17 protein-coding genes and 2 pseudogenes are annotated in these 16,254 nt (G+C 57.0%); 6 read left to right on the top strand and 13 right to left on the bottom strand.

The features are described from left to right. Positions 1 to 38: 38 nt before the first annotated feature. The 4 genes and pseudogenes from ABIC17_RS09495 to ABIC17_RS09480 form a co-directional block, all read right to left on the bottom strand. Positions 39 to 668 carry an SOS response-associated peptidase gene (locus tag ABIC17_RS09495; RefSeq protein ID WP_354281255.1) on the bottom strand — a complete coding sequence of 210 codons (630 nt, stop codon included), beginning with the start codon at positions 666 to 668 and terminating at the stop codon, positions 39 to 41. A 141-nt stretch (positions 669 to 809) separates the two neighbouring features. Beyond that, positions 810 to 1,694: a hypothetical protein gene (locus ABIC17_RS09490; protein WP_354281253.1), complete on the bottom strand. Its 885-nt coding sequence runs from the start codon at positions 1,692 to 1,694 to the stop codon at positions 810 to 812. 214 nt (positions 1,695 to 1,908) lie between these two features. After that, complete coding sequence (locus tag ABIC17_RS09485) at positions 1,909 to 2,154, bottom strand: hypothetical protein (RefSeq protein WP_354281251.1); 246 nt, start codon at positions 2,152 to 2,154, stop codon at positions 1,909 to 1,911. A gap of 225 nt (positions 2,155 to 2,379) precedes the next feature. Beyond that, positions 2,380 to 2,631, bottom strand: a pseudogene (locus ABIC17_RS09480) (transposase); the annotation flags it as partial. On the opposite strand from ABIC17_RS09480, the gene ABIC17_RS09475 reads away from it, so the two are divergent. Next, positions 2,563 to 2,751, top strand: a complete 189-nt coding sequence (locus tag ABIC17_RS09475; protein ID WP_354281683.1) for a hypothetical protein — start codon at positions 2,563 to 2,565, stop codon at positions 2,749 to 2,751. The pseudogene ABIC17_RS09480 and the gene ABIC17_RS09475 sit on opposite strands and share 69 nt — an antisense overlap. Positions 2,752 to 2,993: 242 nt before the next feature. On the opposite strand, the gene ABIC17_RS09470 is transcribed toward ABIC17_RS09475, so the two are convergent. Together ABIC17_RS09470 and ABIC17_RS09465 are read right to left on the bottom strand one after the other, a co-directional pair. After that, positions 2,994 to 3,641, bottom strand: coding sequence for an RloB family protein (locus tag ABIC17_RS09470; RefSeq protein ID WP_354281249.1), 648 nt, complete (start codon positions 3,639 to 3,641; stop codon positions 2,994 to 2,996). Next, complete coding sequence (locus ABIC17_RS09465) at positions 3,634 to 4,944, bottom strand: AAA family ATPase (RefSeq protein WP_354281247.1); 1,311 nt, start codon at positions 4,942 to 4,944, stop codon at positions 3,634 to 3,636. The genes ABIC17_RS09470 and ABIC17_RS09465 overlap by 8 nt, the downstream gene beginning before the upstream one ends. 418 nt (positions 4,945 to 5,362) lie before the next feature. On the opposite strand from ABIC17_RS09465, the gene ABIC17_RS09460 reads away from it, so the two are divergent. Next, positions 5,363 to 5,728: a hypothetical protein gene (locus tag ABIC17_RS09460; RefSeq protein ID WP_354281245.1), complete on the top strand. Its 366-nt coding sequence runs from the start codon at positions 5,363 to 5,365 to the stop codon at positions 5,726 to 5,728. Between the two features lie 81 nt (positions 5,729 to 5,809). Beyond that, positions 5,810 to 6,316: a GIY-YIG nuclease family protein gene (locus tag ABIC17_RS09455; RefSeq protein WP_354281243.1), complete on the top strand. Its 507-nt coding sequence runs from the start codon at positions 5,810 to 5,812 to the stop codon at positions 6,314 to 6,316. Between the two features lie 237 nt (positions 6,317 to 6,553). Here ABIC17_RS09455 and ABIC17_RS09450 read toward each other — a convergent pair whose 3' ends face one another. Then, a complete protein-coding gene (locus tag ABIC17_RS09450; protein WP_354281241.1) occupies positions 6,554 to 8,821 on the bottom strand; it encodes an nSTAND3 domain-containing NTPase in 2,268 nt (755 codons plus the stop codon). Positions 8,822 to 9,821: 1,000 nt separating this feature from the next. Here ABIC17_RS09450 and ABIC17_RS09445 point away from each other — a divergent pair. Further along, on the top strand, positions 9,822 to 9,977 hold the full coding sequence (locus ABIC17_RS09445) for a hypothetical protein (RefSeq protein WP_354281240.1): 156 nt from the start codon (positions 9,822 to 9,824) through the stop codon (positions 9,975 to 9,977). A 30-nt stretch (positions 9,978 to 10,007) separates the two neighbouring features. On the opposite strand, the gene ABIC17_RS09440 is transcribed toward ABIC17_RS09445, so the two are convergent. Then, positions 10,008 to 10,208 carry a hypothetical protein gene (locus tag ABIC17_RS09440; RefSeq protein ID WP_354281238.1) on the bottom strand — a complete coding sequence of 67 codons (201 nt, stop codon included), beginning with the start codon at positions 10,206 to 10,208 and terminating at the stop codon, positions 10,008 to 10,010. Positions 10,209 to 10,286: 78 nt separating this feature from the next. Continuing rightward, positions 10,287 to 10,916 carry an SOS response-associated peptidase family protein gene (locus ABIC17_RS09435; protein ID WP_354281236.1) on the bottom strand — a complete coding sequence of 210 codons (630 nt, stop codon included), beginning with the start codon at positions 10,914 to 10,916 and terminating at the stop codon, positions 10,287 to 10,289. Between the two features lie 939 nt (positions 10,917 to 11,855). Between ABIC17_RS09435 and ABIC17_RS09430 the strand changes: the two genes are divergently transcribed. Then, positions 11,856 to 11,984 (top strand): hypothetical protein, encoded by a 129-nt coding sequence (locus ABIC17_RS09430; RefSeq protein WP_354281234.1) that lies wholly within the window; start codon positions 11,856 to 11,858, stop codon positions 11,982 to 11,984. 103 nt (positions 11,985 to 12,087) lie between these two features. Here ABIC17_RS09430 and ABIC17_RS09425 read toward each other — a convergent pair whose 3' ends face one another. From ABIC17_RS09425 to ABIC17_RS09415, 3 genes are all read right to left on the bottom strand, one after another. Then, positions 12,088 to 12,486: a DNA adenine methylase gene (locus ABIC17_RS09425; protein ID WP_354281232.1), complete on the bottom strand. Its 399-nt coding sequence runs from the start codon at positions 12,484 to 12,486 to the stop codon at positions 12,088 to 12,090. Between the two features lie 418 nt (positions 12,487 to 12,904). Then, positions 12,905 to 13,072 carry a hypothetical protein gene (locus tag ABIC17_RS09420; RefSeq protein WP_354281230.1) on the bottom strand — a complete coding sequence of 56 codons (168 nt, stop codon included), beginning with the start codon at positions 13,070 to 13,072 and terminating at the stop codon, positions 12,905 to 12,907. A gap of 441 nt (positions 13,073 to 13,513) precedes the next feature. Beyond that, complete coding sequence (locus tag ABIC17_RS09415) at positions 13,514 to 13,801, bottom strand: HU family DNA-binding protein (RefSeq protein ID WP_354281228.1); 288 nt, start codon at positions 13,799 to 13,801, stop codon at positions 13,514 to 13,516. Positions 13,802 to 14,560: 759 nt separating this feature from the next. Between ABIC17_RS09415 and ABIC17_RS09410 the strand changes: the two genes are divergently transcribed. Then, entirely contained in the window at positions 14,561 to 15,376 is an 816-nt protein-coding gene (locus tag ABIC17_RS09410) for a transporter (RefSeq protein ID WP_354281226.1), read from the top strand. Between the two features lie 3 nt (positions 15,377 to 15,379). On the opposite strand, the pseudogene ABIC17_RS09405 reads toward ABIC17_RS09410, so the two are convergent. Then, a pseudogene (locus tag ABIC17_RS09405) lies at positions 15,380 to 16,216 on the bottom strand (DNA adenine methylase). Between the last annotated feature and the right edge of the window lie 38 nt (positions 16,217 to 16,254).

Below are 16,254 nucleotides of genomic sequence, written 5' to 3'. Positions count from 1 at the left end.
AAGGTTTTGCCATCCTGGGCAACGCCACACGGCCACATTCAGGCATGGCGCGTTGGGAATACCGGCCCGCGAACCTTCATACGTTCGGCTGCGTAGGGTTGTTGCAAGGCCACAACGTCGTCGTAGCTGCCGCGCAACCAACGATCGTGGTCCTCCGGGTTCAGGACGGTGATCATCGCTTTCGGATGGATCGGCGCAATGAGGTCGTTTGGGTTACACGTCACCATGGTGAAGCCATTGCCCTTGGCGGTTGGCTGCCAGAAGCCGGCGACGGCGAACAGCGGCTGATCGATCACCTGGAACCACATCTCCCCCTTTAGCGGCTTCTTGCCGTCACCAAGATCGTGCGCCTCCGGCGTCCATTCGCAGAATTCGCTCAGCGGCACCAAGCAGCGGTTTTCCGGCTTAGCGGCGAGGGCGCGCCACTGCGCTAGGCCAAGGTTGCGCACGTTTGTCATCGGCCACGCCGCACCACCGCCAAGAACGTCCCAACTCATCACATCCAGGTGTCGACCGCGATCCGTCTCGCGGATCACGTAAGCCCGGCTACGGGGCATGAGTTCGGTTGGATTGAAGCGATTGTCCATCGGGCGATCGTCGGCGAAGATTGTCCCGAAGTGCGTATGGAGCGCCTCGGGCTCGTAGCTGTTGCGTGCACGGTTACACATGATCGCAGCCTGCAACAGTTACATCACGGTGTCGATACGACCCGGCCTGAGTATGGATCGCTCAAAGCCGATCGAACCCATCGCGGCAGTTGTATTGCTGGCGGCATTTTCGCGTCGTTAAACCAAACGTCGATTTCGAACTCAACTGCTGTGGCCCACGAGTACGCCGGGCAGATCATTCCCATCGGCGTCGATCAGATTGAAAATCAGTCCGACTTCAACCGCCGAAGGACCGTAGAGTCTGCCATGGAAGACGCCGAGGTACGCGCCATCTGATGTACGCGCGACACCGTCTAGCCGACCCGTCGATGCGTCTAACGTGCCTTGAAAAGTTACACTTACGTCAATCGGTTTGCCGGTCAGGGCAACAGAGACTGATCCTGTCACGCGTCGGTTCGTACCGTCGACGACTAGGGTCTGGCCTGTGGGCGATGTGCCTATCTGCGCGACAGTAACACGGTAGGTCGATGTAGCCGTTAAAGGCAAATCCGCTGCCAGCGTCGGCGCTCCAACCAAGGCATAGCGCGTAATCTGGACGGGCTTCACGAGCTCGTCCTGTCGTAGGTAGCTAACGTACATAGCGTCTGACGATGCTCGATAGATACCAAGGGTCGCGCCGGATGTGGCGGTCATATAAGTATAAATCAGATTTGCATCTGTCCTCGCCAGCGTTGCCCCCATCTGACCCGGCACGATCGTTGTTCCAAACGCAGATAAGGCTTGATTGGCGGCGGTGAAGGTTATCGTCCCAGAGTCCAGGCCGCCATACGCGAGGTGAGCAGGGACTGTCTGCGTCGTACTCGCAGTAATGACCCCGTCGAAAACGCGATCGCCCTGGAAGTCGAACGAAGTCCGGTAAGATGTCGGGGTCGGGGTCGGGGTCGGGGTCGGCGCTGGTGCAGGCGGCGGTGTTGGTGTTGCGACCGGCGTGATCGGTGCTGTACCTGTTCCATCGGCGGCGCTGCCGTTATCCGACCCACACGAAGTCAGGGCCAACGCGACAACGGTGACGTAGAAACAACGCATAGCTACCCCTGGTAATTTAAGGAAAGTCCTTGGCCCTTTTGGGGGTACTAGCGCTCTCCTGCCAAACGTCCATAGCGCCATCTTCGACGTTGTCGGCCTGCCCAAAGATATGACGGTCACCGGCTTTCGGCATGGCGGCATTGGCGACGTGGGCGAAGGCGAAGTGCGCCCGGTCTGCCGTCACAAGACGCTCGCTATCACTCGAAGGCGAACGTCAAATAGGCGCGTCGGATCGCTGGCGGACGACGCAGCTATAACGCCGCGATCGGGTTTCTTGACGAAGCCAGAACGAAACGAGCGTGTCGGAAAGCATGCCGGAGCGCTTGCGCGCTTCGACTGAAAACCTAACGATTTCGATGTGAAGGGTGGTGGACGCACTTGGGCTCGAACCAAGGACCCGCTGATTAAGAGTCAGCTGATTTCCCTGATTTTTTAACGCGTCTTCCGCCATTTTCTTCATCTGTACCGGAATGACGGCTCATCGCTATCGATAGGTTGTCGGAAAGCCAAAAGGTCAGCTGCGCAGGCCGAGACGTGAAGCGAATCGACCGACCTGTTCGGTGAGCCTATGCTCAAGCCGTCCGCTCACTTCCCCGGTCTTAGGGTCAGGACTCATAACCACTAGGTAACGGCTGCCACCAAGTAGATCTCGCCGAGGAAGTTTGTGGCGAGCTTTTCGTAGCGAGTGGCGATGCGACGATAATCCTTCGATTAGGACTTCGGCAGGCGGTCCACCCGCCGGCGCTAAGGTGACGAACAGCTCTTGCCAGATGCCTTTCGCCGCCCACCGGACGAACCGGTTGTACAGCGTTGTTCTCGGACCGTAGCGGGCCGGTGCATCGACCCAGCGACCGCCCGATCTCACCACATGGATGATTACGCTGATCACACGGCGGTCATCAACCTGCGCAACCCCTCGAACTTTGTCCGGCAGCAACGGCCGAAGCCGCTCGAACTGATCTTCACTCAACAAGAACACGCGCAAAACCACGCTCCTGCTGTCGCCGAGCCTGAATCACATTCGCGCCTCCAAGGGAATCCGGTTTATGGGTCCTGACGCTCGTCCCCGCAATTTAAGGCTGCGGTGTCGCGCTTCTCTTTCGTAGTATAGCCTTCACGCATGCAGCCGCTAATGCGTACACAAAAGGTTGAAAAGGCAATGCAGCATAAATTCTACGAGAGGTATGATGAAGAAAGGCGCTCGATCAAACCTAACGTCTCAAGAAGAGGCCGGACACAGCCGACGCTTTTTCCGAAGGTTTATCGCAACATGTCCGCATAGGGAGGTGGCCAGCTGTCTCACGTGAACTTATCGATCGCGTCTAGCAAGTCGACAATCCCAACATAGGGATTTACTTGATAGGGCTTGTTGCGACCGCTTTCAGCATTCTCGATACCACGTTTGTTCAGTCGCGCGCCTCGCTTTCTAGCCTCCGGAACTAAGATCTTTAAATAGTCAAACAATGATGTTGAGGACTTATCATATTCTCTTCCACAGACTCTTTTAATCTCGCGATTTAGGTCGCTATTGTTTTTTAGATCTTCAAAACTTTGGTAGGGTGCATCAGTATCCACGAAATGAATGAGTATCCAGTATTCAAAACATACGTTGCACACAGCGACTTTTACGTCTGACCCGTTTGCCTTGTTCATAGCTTTTGAATGGAGCCCATCGGAGTACTTTGCAATGCCCTCCCGATCATAGACCACCCAAAACTCGTCATCCGGTAGAGACTCCGGGGACTTCTTTGCTTTGATTGCTTCGTCAACAAGCTGAACTGCCGTATTCTTACGCGTCGGCTCTATCTCTATAACAGATTTGCGCGCTTCGCTATCTAGAGTGGCGATATACCCTTTGAGATAATTTGGTTCCGTCTTCTCGCCTTCGCAGAAAATCTTGAGCGTCTTCAGAGGCTTTTGGTTTGCCGGCTTACGGGGCTTAGGCATCGGTGACGTCCTTCCGGAACGCGGTCTTAGCCGCGAGCGCGCCCAAAATCGCCTCTTTGACCTTCCCATAAGAAACCCTGGGAAGTGCGCCTAACCTTCCATCTCGATAAAAGGTTTCGAAGGGACTGTCATGACGCACGTATTTCCGATCGTATTCATCCAAACTCTTCAAGGTCGATGAACCCTCGTCCTTGGTGACGAACCAAATTTGATCCCGCCGAAGAGATGTGGAATCTAGTATGTTGGTGTCGTGTGTAGTAAATATGATCTGTGCGCCTCTGATGTTAATCTCGTTGTCATGAAAGAGACGCAGGATCAGATCAACAATATCAGTATGAAAGTGCGCGTCGATTTCGTCAAAGGCAAGAACCGCACCCTTCTCGAACGCTTCGAGGACTAATGGCAGGATGTAAAGAAGGCGGGTTGTCCCATCCGACATTTCATCAGAATCGAAGGCGACAAGTTCTCCAGACTGCGACCTTATCCAATAACGGGCAGAGAGCCTATTTTGTGAAAGGATTATATCCTTAACGCTTTCCGGCATATCATCAGGTAGCTTTATGTCATCCGTACCTTCTTTTTCCTCCATTGTTACATTATTGACGCCCGTGTCCGCTAAGCAGATCAACTCGCTCACTGCTGCTAATGTTGATGCGTTAGTAAGGGGGAGTAGGGAAAAGAAATTGTTGCCGGCCGGTACATGCGATATGTCACCAAAATATCTGTAAATCTCTCTAATAAACTCAGGAGCCGATGCATCGTTTCCAGCACGAGAGAGATACGCAGCATTAGGAAAAAACGGAAATCGTCGACTTCCACCTTTGAAAGTTCCTCCAAACTTCACAGTTTCCCAAGTGTCGTCTGGGCTACGCTCAAATATAGTTGCTCGCACACGACGTGCAAAAGAATACAAGCGCTCTTCAAGGATCCTATTATTAGAAAACGCTAATTCATATCGATATCTCACGCCCGACGGGACAACGAACTCAATCTCGAGGCGCACAGGTTGGCTCTGCCCTGCCTCCGAGAGACGGAATGGCTCGTATGGCGGTATGGATTGGCCTTCCTTCCTGCCACTTGAAGACTGGACAATCCACCTCACCGCCATCAAAGCGGTAAGAAGGTTCGACTTACCCGAGGCATTTGCTCCGAGAATTGCGGCAGAGCGCAGAACGCCAATCCGACCGTCTTCAATTAACGTATAATTTGACGAGTGCCTGGTGTGTGCGCCTTCGACGTTCATGCTTAACATTTGATCTTTCTGAAAAGATCGGAAATTCGACATCGAGAGATCGATGATCATGTTCAGTATCGCTTTCGACGGTCGATTGTGCGGCGATTGTCACAAAAAGGTTCGCCAATCGATATGGGCAGCCGTCGCGACGTTGTCTAGTGGGAGATGGCGTGTCTAGCCTCCTGCACGATCCATTCTTGATCATGGGCCTGCTATTTTTGGGGAGGGCGGATTGCAGAACCCACTCCTTCACAGGTTCCTCAGGCTCGCGCGCACGGCTGTCCACGTAGCGGCGGACATAGGGATACGCTCATCAAGGGAAGAAGGGGACGTTCCGGGAAATCGTCCTGAAGAACCTCTTTAAGCCGGTGATTCCTCCAGAACGTGTAGGAACAGGTCGGCAAAGTCGCGATTACCGAACTGACGTGGGGTTAGCAGTACGCCGACACCTGTTGACGCGCGGGGTACGCACCCTCAAGGGTTGGGCATGAATAAAGTACGGGCGATCCACGAATGGGTGATTGAGCTCGCGACGCGTGGCGACGCGGCATGGTTCGAAAGCAATCCTGACCGCCGCATACGTATTCGCAGAGCGGTACCCATGGAATTTAACGCTGCAATAAGTCAGCCACCGGTCGGAATGATGCTGCATACGATGGTACTAGAGGCGCAGCCAGGTGCCCGGATCCGCCAGTCGGTAGCGCTTTCCGCTGATATCACGATCGAGAACCTAGGCGATGAAGAGCTTTTCACACTTTTCGTGCGGGTCGCGCCGCCCGAGGCAAAAGGAATCTTGAAAAAGTTGCGGGCCGCGAAGCTGCCCGGTGCCATGAAACCTGTGGGCGCACGGTGAGCTTGCTAAATTGGGTGCAGTGATGAACCAGCACTGCCTATCTGACTCTGGACTCTGTTTTGGATATTTGGGGGGACGCCAATGATCGACACGCCGGCTGCAGGCCGACTAACGCTAACTTGCATTCAGCCTTTTGGTGACGCCATCGAAGGAATAGACGCGTCATTCCGGCGCTTACTGGCCTGCGAACCCATCACCTTCGATACACGACCCCGTAGGCTCCCATCATCAGTCGTATACCTGTTCTCAGACCGCGATCAGGCGATCTACGTGGGCAGGAGCAACAAGTTTCGGCAGAGGCTTGGCAATCACTGCCTGCACGGTTCGCAAACTAATCAGGCTTCATTAGCGTTTAGCCTCGCTTGCAAGGATGTGCAGCATATCCGCACCAAATACCGGCGAGGCTCCTCGGGGGCGGACGAGCTCAAGGAAGTGCCTGGATTAGCTGAAGCCTTTAGCCGCATGAAGCAGCGCCTGCGGGCGATGGAGGTTCGTTACGTCGAAGAGCTAGACCAAGTTCGGCAAGCACTCTTGGAAATGTACGCTGCCTTAGCGCTAGAAACCAAACACGACTTTGGGACGCATTGAGCGGCGTGCTCTTTTGTCGCGCCGAACATATCCGCCACGACTAAAAGGGCTCGGCCCCAATGGTCGAGCCAACAGACGACTGCCAACCACCCATTATCGTCGTTCATCGGCTCAAGCCCGCTAATCAAACCGGTCGTCCGAGCGACATTGAAGAACGTCGGAGATTGGGAAGCGCTCGGGCGGCATGAATAACCGGGATCGGGTCGTGCAGGTGATAGGGTTTAGCACAAATTCGGCTCAGCGCAGACTGTCGAACAGGCTGACGAGCGCGGCGTCGTCGAAGACATCGCTTTTGGACGTTGCGGCTGAAAGCACCGCCGGCTCAGACGCTTCCTCCCGGTCTTCGCGAACTTCAGCGATCCGCGTTCCGATCTTGTCGAGGGCGACCTCAAGTAAAAGCGACGTCGAATCCGCGCGCGGCGCTAGTTGCTGCAGACGATCGGCCTGCTCGTCGAGTTCCGATTCCGACGTATAGGAAGAGCAATCGGCCGCCGTCTCAGCAATTGTGGAACGGATAGCTTCCTTCACCGCATCGCGGAGTTCGTCTGAAAATTCGCCGCCTTTCTCAATCTGGTCCGACATTTCGACGAGATCGTCGGTTCCAATCCCGCGATTAAGCATCGCGATCAGTATGGTTTCGAGTGCATCGACTAAACCTTCAGGCGGAGACCTGACGACACCGGGACTGGCCAGCTTGGCGACCAGTTCGATAAACTTGGTGCCATCCCGCCACGCTGCAAATAGCCCGACGGGCTGTTTTGTGATGGCGATCGCTGCATCGGCAAACCGTGTTTCGCCAGTGGTGACCCACCATTCGAGGAGCAGTTCGATCCGCGCGCTGAGGTCGAGATCGTGGTCGAGATTGCGGAGCGCCAGCCAAGCGGGTCGAGCCGACAAGAAGCGGTCGATCAGATGCAGGAAGTTGCGAGCGAGCGCAGCCAGGTGCGCTCGGTCGTCGAGATTACTCTTGGCAAATGTCCAGATGACCTGCGCCACGGTCCCGTCTGTCGCGCTTGCGGCTGCATGCGGCAGCAACGTCCCATCGCACAGATAGGCGTCAAGATAGTCGCGCAGCGAGGGGTTGATGAAATCAACGGCACCGCTCGTTATCGAGACGAACCCGCTTTCGAGGCGGCGGAGACTTTCTTCGAAATCCTTCGGGTCGCGCGAGGTGCCGAGATCGCGGCAGATTCGGGCATGGAGGGCGTCGAAATAGGCGCGCAGCGAAGGAATCTGTTCGCGCCAACGAGACGCAAAGAACAGGGCGATCAGCAGGTTCCGACATGCCAGTGAGATGTGGTTGCGGAAGGCGTTGTCCCACAGCTTGAGAGGATTATTGAGCGCATCGATAAATACGGCAGGGTAAGCCGTGGGTTTAATCTCCTCGAGCCGCATCGCATCGGTCATCCACTCAATAACCCGTGGGTTGTAATTGGCATGGTCGACGATCTTGGCGAGGGCGTTGCTGTCGAGCAGCGCGAGCACATAGTCCCGCGGGACGGCGCCTACGATCAGATGGTTGTAAAGGATGCGCGCCTTGATACTACGCGAATAGTGCGACAGGTCGAGTATGAACGTCGACATGTCGACCCTCTTGTCGGCCAGCCGCTCTGAGACACCGCGCGCTTCGTTAAGAATATAGGCGCGCGTGGTCAGCACGAAACGGGCGTTCGGGCTGTTGCGGATGCGGGTCATGAACAGCGCTAGAGCTGAATCTTTCGCCGCCAGCGCACGATGATCGAGCGCGATTGCGCCCAAGAAGTCGTCGAAGAAGAAGATCTGGCGACGACTGTCGTCAATGCGCGCGAAGCCGTCCTCGAGACTGGCAATCGCGACGAGCTCCCATTCCTCGCCAAGATAGGCGAAGGTTAGTATTTCGGCGAGGGTCGTTTTGCCCACCCCAGGCGGTCCGGAAATGATGAGAACATGGCGCTGATCGAGGATGTCCCGCGCCCTCGCTAGGCTCGGATTTTGCGCATAGACTCGGACCTTTGCGGCGATCTCGCGGGCGGTGGTCGCGGTAAAGGCATGAGAGGCGGCATGTACAATCGCCTCTAACACGGTCTCGAGCACGGTCGTAGACGAGAGCCATAGTTTTAGATGCTGACGTTCGACCGCCGGGTAGCGTCGGAGAAGCCCGTTTAGGTCCTCGGCTCCGAAAATATCGCCGGTATCGTGCAACGTGGCTCCGATCTCGCTCGCGATCCGGGTCTTGTTGGCAGGCGTTAAGGAGCGCGAGGTCGCCAGAATGTATCGACGCGCCGCCAGCCGATCGATCGCCAGCCGCTCCTTCTTCATTGCGGCGACGAGGGAGGCCACTGTCGAGCCGACATAATGTTTGGCTTGCAGAATGATCAGGCCACGCGCTGTCGAATGGCGCCCGTCTATTCCGCTGTCCGGCCCTGCGCTGAACGCCTCGAAGCGTCTGCGCAACAGGCGGCCAATAAGATCGCGGGCGAAATCTTCGAAGTCGGCTGGGAGTAAAGATCTAAAGTCGTAAGCCAAGCAGTTCGTCTTCCACGTTTCAAAGCTGCCCTGAATTGAGCGGTATATCCGGATCTAGCAGTGGATGGGTCAGATCGCACGATCTGACCCATCGAGTCTGCCTACGTATCTTCGAAAATCGTTTACAGCTATTTTCAAGTATTCCGGACTGACACAGCTCCGGGGGCGGCCTGGGCAGGTTGCCGATCCTTAGCCATGAGCCGCTGGAACAGAAAAACGCATCATGTCGAGCCGCGTCAAGTGTTTTCGCATCTATAACAATGCTCAGCTCGGCAGAACTGCGTTACTGCTTCATGTCCGCAAGCGACCTATTGATCGCGGTCAGCGCAGCCGATGACAATGAGCTCGGCACCGATCCTAGAGGGCATTGTGGACAGCAGCTTAAGCCCGTCGCCTAGCATGCCGAAGACCTCTCTCTTCGCGTCCTCGCCCCGCTTCGGGAAGGCTGTACGCGTCTCGTCTGCCATCGCGCACACACTAATAAGGCCAAGGCCGCACAGTGCGTCACACATCCCCCCTTGCGGCGGCGGAAACGGCGGCCGCTTAACGTGTTGAAGTCCAAGACGGCCGCAAAGCGCAAATCATATCGGCCCTTTCCTGCCATTACCTGCAAACGATTAGTTCTTTCACCCGCTTCCCGCCGCCGGTTGCCGCAGTAGCGATCGTAGGTCGTCTCTGCCTCAACAACGTCGAACCGGCCGAACACTTCTCGAGCACCTTCTGTGGCGTTGATCGTTAGGACGAAGCGCCCGGCGATTCCCGCCAGCTGCTCAAACAGGCGTTCGAAGTCCGCGCGCTCGAACACGCCCGGACCATAGTCCCCCTCGCAGCCTTAGTATGGCGGATCGAGGACGAACAGCGCCCTGGGCCGTCGTATCGCAAGATCAAGTCGGCATAGGGCAGACGCTTGATCGTCGGTGAGCAGGGTGAACGGACTGTTCGCGGGGGTGACCCGATCCGAACACCGGCGTCTACCGCACCCCACAACCGTACCTGTCGTATGACCAAAATTGAATCTGTCGCCCGGACGCTATGCCGTCTGGATGGATACGATACGGAGGCGGAGGACAAGGGACGCGCGATGTGGATGAACTACCGGGATCATGCGCGGCAGGTGATCGAAGCTGTTGAGGCTGCTGAGAAGAAGGAAGGGTGATGCGTCCTGACGTTATTCAGCCGGCTCAATTCACTCGCTATTGGCCGCATCATTGGCCGGATCCGACGGCTGTAGTGCTGCCGCCTTTGCTGCGATACGCTCATCTCGCGTTGCCAACGCGGCATAAGCGTCGGCTGATCGCTGCTCTCGGATACGAACGTTCTCGAGCGTCGCTGACGTTGCTGCCGCTTGAGCTATCTCCGCATTCTCTCGGTTCGTCTTGAATACCATCACATGATCCCCTTCAGCCCAATATCTAGGGGGTCACCAAGGTGAATGCCATCGTGGGGCAGGGGGCGAGGCCTACGTTCAGGCGCGGCGGGTGGGGAATACCGGCCCCCGAACCGTCATTCGTTCGGCCGCGTAGGGTTGCTGCAGGGCTACAACGTCGTCGTAGCTGCCGCGCAACCAACGATCGTGGTCTTCCGGCCTCAGGACGGTGATCATCGCTTTCGGATGGATCGGCGCGACCAGCTCGTTTGGGTTACACGTCACCATCGTAAAGCCATTGCCCTTCGCGGTTGGCTGCCAGAAGCCAGCGACGGCGAACACAGGTTGATCGGTCACCTGAAACCACATTTCGCCCTTGAGAGGCTTCTTGCCGTCACCGAGGTCGTGCACCTCGGGCGTCCATTCGCAGAATTCGCTCAATGGCACCAAACAGCGGTTTTCCGGTTTGGCGGCGAGGGCGCGCCATTGCGGCAAGCCGAGGTTCCGCACGTTCGTCATAGGCCATGCAGCGCCACCTCCGAGAACGTCCCAGGTCATCACGTCCAAACCTCGCCCACGGTCCGTTTCGCGGACGATGTATGCCCGGCTGCGCGGCATGAGTTCGCTTGGGTTGAAGCGATTGTCCATCGGGCGATCGGCGGAGAAAATGGTCCCAAAGTGCGTGTGAAGCGCCTCGGGCTCATAGCTGTTGCGGGCACGGTTACACATTGTGGTAGCCTGCAGCAGTTAGTCGATGATGTCGATACGATGTGCCGCGCGCCCCGGGCAGCCGGATCAGGTCACCGCCCACTACCTGCACACTAACGAGGGGAGCGATCCGGTCTTGCTCGAGACGCTAGGTATCAAGTCCGACCAGTCGCGCGGGATTAACGATCCTGGGGTCGTGCAGGCAGCGAAGGTATCGGACGATAGCCGGATCAAGCGCCTCGCGCAGCATGTCTTGGATTCTACGCCACTGATTAGAAGAGAGCTTGCAGCCTGATCGTTGCATCAAAAAGCCGGTTTGCTCCGTCCTTTTCCGGAAGCGAAAAAACAGCCTTGGAACAGTTGCTGCAATGCCGGTGCAACTGAAACGCAATGCGTTCGCTATGACGGCGAAACGTCAGTGCAAAGATTATCGATGTACATCACCAGGTTCAAAACCGCACCAGACCGGCCCAGAACGCCCCAGGAGCAGCGTTGCGGGAATTGTGGCTCAACAATTAGCTGAGCAGCGATAATCGCTTGTGCGGGCATTTATGGCGATTGTACTTGCCCGCCCCCGCGAATCATGTACAACGCAAATGAGCCCGGGGCGCGCCAACGCCCCAGGCTCTTTTGAAAGACCGCGATGGTAGCGCGGTGATTTTTGCTAGCCCAATGTCTTTCGAGCATTGGTCGGTGATTGTCAACTCGCTTCCATCGTTAACGACCCTGTTAACGAAAGTTTGAATGATGAGACGATCAAGATCCCCACGAATTTCACCAGAAATGGCGGCCCACATTCGTTTCCTCGTGCACGAGCGAGGGCTGTTTCAGCATCAAGCCGCGGCACTGGTCGGTGTGAACCAAGGCCGTGTTTCTGAAGTCGTCCGGGGTTTGAAACACCCCGGCGTACCTTCCGCCCAAGGCCCGTTTCCGGTCTGATTTGAGCAAAGGAACGAGACTATGACGACTCATAAAAGAGGTCGCGACGCCGGCAACGGTCAGTTTATACCGGTGCGCGAAGCTGAAAAAAAGAAGAAGAATGCCATCGTCGAAACGTACAAGACCGGCAAGGATGGCCCGAAGAACTAAATGACTGCCGCCGGACAGAAATGTCCGGCGGCATCACTGATCAATTGCCGATGTAGCTCGGGCGGTTCCCGTCACCCGCAACCCGCCGATCAGCTTCAGGCATTTAGCCGCGTACGATAAACTCCTTCACTGCCTTTCCAGTGCCGGCCATCGATGCCCCGATCGAGTAAGTCGTATCCACCTCCTCGACGTCGAAGCGTCCGAAGACCTCCCGGGCACCGTCAGTGGCGTTGATCGTCAGAATGAAGCGTCCGGAGATTTCCGCCAGTTGCTCGGCCAGGCGTTCGAAGTCCGCACGCTCGAACACTCCCGGACCATAGTCTCCCTCGCAGCCCCAGTAGGGCGGGTCGAGGAAGAACAGCGTCCCGGGCGCGTCGTATTTCCGGATCAGGTCGGCATAGGGCAGGCGTTCGATCACGACGCCGGCCAGTCGCTGGTGAAGCTCATCGAGCATTGATGCGAGTTTAGTTACGCCGAAGCGCGCCAGCGTCCGCTGATCCACGCGGAAATTGGGGCCGTCGACCTTGCCGCCAAACGTCGGCGCGCTTTCGAAATAGTTGAGGAGCTTGCCATGGCTGTGACGTCGCGTCCCAATTTGACGTTCACCCGCGCTGCAGATCGACCCAGATCCATATCAAGCAAACGCTTGCACATCACACTTCAGTAGTGCCTACATGCTCGCCCTCATGGTGAAGGCCGGTCGATGATACATTTGCATTACCCCGATGGACGGGGCGTCGATCTCGAGGAGGGTGCAGTCACCTTCTTCGAGCCGGCTCGCAACGGTGGCACGTTGGTATGGACCGGGTCAGAGGAGGATAGCCTGGCGATACATGTTCGCGAGGAATATGAAGAGGTGCATAAGGCCGTCATGAAACCTTGACCTGCCAATGTACGCGTGCCGGTATCGACAGTGTGCTTCAGATCACAAACTTGAACTCCCACATGCTCTTCTGCGCAACGGCGAGGGAGCGCCGTAGGTCATCAGCATAGGCTTGAAGCGCACTTTTGGACTGTTGATCCGTTACGAGATAGGTAGTGCGCTCGATGCGCTCTAACTCGATACGGATTTTAGCGTCGTCGGACATGATGTATCTCCAGCCCCGCTGTCGATTTGTGAATCCTGGACCACAATAGTTAACAACTAGTAAACTGCGTACTGGCATACGGCCATCAAGGTTAGAATCGGTACACGTGCGTATCGCGCTTAAGCCTTTGCGATTGCGGCAGCAGGAGTGCTCTTGATCTCGTGGGTGGCTCGCCGATGGCAAACCGAGGATGCCCGAATGAAGCCTGTCGCCGCCGCCACACCCGACAAGGTGCACGAAACGCTGCAAACGCATGCTGCCGGACATCGCGTAACCCTCGCGGTGTTAACTCGACTATGGCGCCTGCCACTAGGCTATTTGGCGCGCTCCGCTGGCGGTGCCAGGCAGATCAATTGCCAGCGAACGAAAATCCGTTGCTGGCGCAGTTCGCCCGGGTCGACCCGCGCCTGTTCGGCGAACGGGATGGGTGACAAGTGCTGATCACTCGCCTCCCTTCGTGAGGTGTTTACTAAATACTCCGGCTGCCCTGAAGTGAAGAGCTCGCTTTGCGTTAACTTGTACCGGTTCGCCAGTACGCGGGTTGCGGCCCACGCGTTCTTCGCGTGCGCGAGTGCTAAACGTGCCAAGGCCCCGTAGCTCGACACGACCCCCTTCTACCAATCGGTTCTCAATTTCCTCGAACAAACAAGACACGGCAGCCTCGATGGTGGACAGTGGCAAATCCGGATTGTCAGCGGATACCGCTCGTACGAGTTCAGATCGAATCATGCCGCGTCCTCTGTATTGAATGAAGCCATACCATTAGGGCACGTACGGAAGTTTCTTTACCCGATATAAATCGCGCCAGTTGCACAAAATGTATGTTCGACACTAACCGTAACGAACGTTCGACTAGGAGTCGGAAGCATGCATAATGAACTGCGGGTCGTAGAGGGCTCAGAGCGATGGGAGGGCCTTTGCGTTAGGGTCGATGTGCTGCTCGATGGTGAACTGAAGCGTCTGCGGCTATGCGCCAGCGCAATTGCCTCGTCAGCAAGGTCAGATCCGGCTGTGACCGTTAGCCGGAACTTTGACGCGTTGGTCCCTGCAATCCTGAACGCGTGTCGAGGCGCGGGAGCTCACATCCGCGATATCTACTGATTATCTTTCGCGGATGTTCCCCACACTTGTTGACGAAGTCGAGGAGCGGAAATCATACACGATCGACCCGGAAGCGATACGATGAAGGGTTCGTTTGCGGGGACGATCCGATCCGGACGGTAGCGTCCACCTCTTACCGCTAACGTACCTATCGGATGACTAAAATTGAAGCAGTCGCCCGGACGCTATGCCGCCTGGACGGATACGACATGGATACTCCCGACAAGGGCCGACCGATGTGGATGAACTACCGGGATCACGCGCGTCAGGTCATTGAAGCAATCGAAAGGGTTGAAAGAGAAGCGGCTCGTCGTCCGGTTTAAGAGCACTCTTTACGAGAGCGTAGCCTTCGATAGGGAGAACGGAAGATCGTTTAGGGGGCGTAAGATGCGTTGGTTCATTAGAGTGCTGGCCTGCAGCGTCGCGTGCGTCGCTTCGGCAGCGCAGGCTGAGGACAGCAACGCGGATCGGCTGTGCAGTGAGCGGCCCGGGTTAACGACTACCGCCTGTATAACTGCGGCCGGCCGCCTTCAGACCGAAACAGGACTGGCCAGTTGGACGCTCGAGCAGGGTGATGGCGAGCGCACCGATACCGTCCTCATCGGCGATACGCTTGTCCGTTACGGTGTTGGCGGCAAGACTGAACTCCGCTTGGGCTGGACTCCCTATGGGTTTGCTCGCGATCGCGATGCCGACGGTAGCGTTAAGCGCAGCAGCCGGGTCGGCGACGCAACTGTTGGTGTCAAAACATCTGTTGTTGAACGTAAGGGTGATACCGGACTGGCGATGTCTATGCTCGTCGACGCAGTCCTTCCAATCGGGCGACGACCAATTGGCGCTGGGGACTGGGGTGTCACATTTCAGCTTCCCGTGACCTACCGCACGTCAGACAAAATCTCGCTACAGGCGACCCCGATCGTTGCAGCGGCGGTGAACGATGACGGTCGAGGCCGCCACTCTCTCTACGGCAGCGCGGTTGAGATCGAATATTCACTAAGTGACGCGGTAAAGGCAGACCTTAGTGCGCAGGTGACGCGCGACGACGATCCCGATCCGCAGGTACGCGGTACGCCAGCGCTTGGCAGTATCGCTCTCTCCTGGCAGCCAAGCAGCAACATGCAGCTAGACCTTGGTACTAACGTCGGTTTGAACAGAGCTGCGCCCGATGTCGAGTTTTATGCTGGTATCTCTCACCGCTTCTGACGCTCAGTTCCGAACAATCAGCTCCTTGACGCGCTTGCCGCCGCCGCTTGAGGCGGTTGCAATGGTATAAGTGGTCTCCACCTCAATCAGTTGAAATCGGTCAAACACTTCCCTGGCGCCGTCTGTGGCGTTGATCGTCAGGATGAAGCGCCCGGCGATCCCCGCCAGCTGGTCGGCCAGGCGTTCAAAGTCCGCACGCTCGAACACCCCCGGACCATAGTCGCCCTCGCACCCCCAATATGGGGGATCCAGGAAGAACAGCGTCCCGGGCGCGTCGTATCGCCGGATCAGGTCGGCATAGGGCAGGCGCTCGATCACGACGCCGGTCAGGCGCTGGTGGAGCTCGTCGAGCATAGGCGCGAGCTTGGTCACGTCGAAGCGCGCCGGCGTCCGCCGATCAACGCCGAAGTTGCGACCGTCGACCTTGCCCCCGAACGAGAGCCGCTGGAGGTAAAGGAAGCGCGCCGCCCGCTCTAGGTCGGTCAGCGTCTCCGGGGCGGCCGCGCGCAGTCGATCGAACTCCGCCCGGCTAGTGATCTGCCATTTCAGCACATCCATGAACTGGGGATAGTGCCGCTACAGGATCCGAAAGAGGGTGGTGACGTCCGCGGAGATATCGTTGATCACCTCGGCGCGGGGCTGGCGCGTCCGCTTGAGGAACACCCCTCCCATGCCGACGAACGGCTCGACATAGGTGTCGTGGGGTGTCGCATCGATTAGGGCGCACAGACGGCGCGATAGGTTGCGCTTGCCGCCGATGTACGGGGCAGGCGGAGCGATCGGGCGGACCGCCTTTGACCGCAGTTCAGTGCTTAGCGTTTTTGGGCTTTGGTGGCGCATCCACGAGTGTTGACCACAAACGCGATCTTGTAGGAAAG

This window comes from Sphingomonas sp. PvP056 (assembly GCF_040549155.1).
Classification (GTDB): domain Bacteria; phylum Pseudomonadota; class Alphaproteobacteria; order Sphingomonadales; family Sphingomonadaceae; genus Sphingomonas.
The sequence above is the reverse complement of the archived record's forward strand: the minus strand, read 5'-3'. Positions and strand labels throughout refer to the sequence as shown.

Bases quoted from the DNA above. Each gene is read 5' to 3' on its own strand.
- ABIC17_RS09495 (WP_354281255.1), bottom strand. From the start codon at position 668: ATGTGTAACCGTGCACGCAACAGCTACGAGCCCGAGGCGCTCCATACG.
- ABIC17_RS09490 (WP_354281253.1), bottom strand. From the start codon at position 1,694: ATGCGTTGTTTCTACGTCACCGTTGTCGCGTTGGCCCTGACTTCGTGT.
- ABIC17_RS09485 (WP_354281251.1), bottom strand. From the start codon at position 2,154: ATGAAGAAAATGGCGGAAGACGCGTTAAAAAATCAGGGAAATCAGCTG.
- ABIC17_RS09475 (WP_354281683.1), top strand. From the start codon at position 2,563: ATGGATGATTACGCTGATCACACGGCGGTCATCAACCTGCGCAACCCC.
- ABIC17_RS09470 (WP_354281249.1), bottom strand. From the start codon at position 3,641: ATGCCTAAGCCCCGTAAGCCGGCAAACCAAAAGCCTCTGAAGACGCTC.
- ABIC17_RS09465 (WP_354281247.1), bottom strand. From the start codon at position 4,944: ATGATCATCGATCTCTCGATGTCGAATTTCCGATCTTTTCAGAAAGAT.
- ABIC17_RS09460 (WP_354281245.1), top strand. From the start codon at position 5,363: ATGAATAAAGTACGGGCGATCCACGAATGGGTGATTGAGCTCGCGACG.
- ABIC17_RS09455 (WP_354281243.1), top strand. From the start codon at position 5,810: ATGATCGACACGCCGGCTGCAGGCCGACTAACGCTAACTTGCATTCAG.
- ABIC17_RS09445 (WP_354281240.1), top strand. From the start codon at position 9,822: ATGACCAAAATTGAATCTGTCGCCCGGACGCTATGCCGTCTGGATGGA.
- ABIC17_RS09440 (WP_354281238.1), bottom strand. From the start codon at position 10,208: ATGGTATTCAAGACGAACCGAGAGAATGCGGAGATAGCTCAAGCGGCA.
- ABIC17_RS09435 (WP_354281236.1), bottom strand. From the start codon at position 10,916: ATGTGTAACCGTGCCCGCAACAGCTATGAGCCCGAGGCGCTTCACACG.
- ABIC17_RS09430 (WP_354281234.1), top strand. From the start codon at position 11,856: ATGACGACTCATAAAAGAGGTCGCGACGCCGGCAACGGTCAGTTTATA.
- ABIC17_RS09420 (WP_354281230.1), bottom strand. From the start codon at position 13,072: ATGTCCGACGACGCTAAAATCCGTATCGAGTTAGAGCGCATCGAGCGC.
- ABIC17_RS09415 (WP_354281228.1), bottom strand. From the start codon at position 13,801: ATGATTCGATCTGAACTCGTACGAGCGGTATCCGCTGACAATCCGGAT.
- ABIC17_RS09410 (WP_354281226.1), top strand. From the start codon at position 14,561: ATGCGTTGGTTCATTAGAGTGCTGGCCTGCAGCGTCGCGTGCGTCGCT.